Genomic DNA, 337 nt, shown 5'->3' with positions numbered 1-337 from the left:
ATAAGAAAACTGCTGGGAACGCTCTATGTACAGGTGATTATCGCCATCGCCCTGGGCATTGCCGTTGGTCATTACTGGCCCCAGGTGGGGGTCGACCTCAAACCCCTGGGTGACGGTTTTATCAAACTCATCAAAATGATCATCGGCCCGATCATTTTTTGTACGGTGGTATCGGGTATCACCAGCATGCACGACGTCAAGCAGGTGGGTCGCGTCGGCGGCAAGGCGCTGCTGTATTTTGAGGTGGTGTCCACCGTAGCGTTGATGATCGGGCTGCTCGCTGCGCATCTGATACGCCCTGGCGCGGGGTTCAATATCGATGTAAACAGCCTCGACA

At 54.9% G+C, this 337-nt stretch carries 1 protein-coding gene; it reads left to right on the top strand.

Going from position 1 to position 337, the window contains the following annotated elements:
* Nucleotides 1-337: cation:dicarboxylate symporter family transporter (locus tag AC0L20_RS40335; RefSeq protein WP_473295722.1), on the top strand; the 337-nt coding region annotated here is incomplete at its 3' end.

This window comes from Bradyrhizobium sp. Kon58 (assembly GCF_055807455.1).
This window is presented reverse-complemented; position numbering and strand designations above follow the sequence as displayed.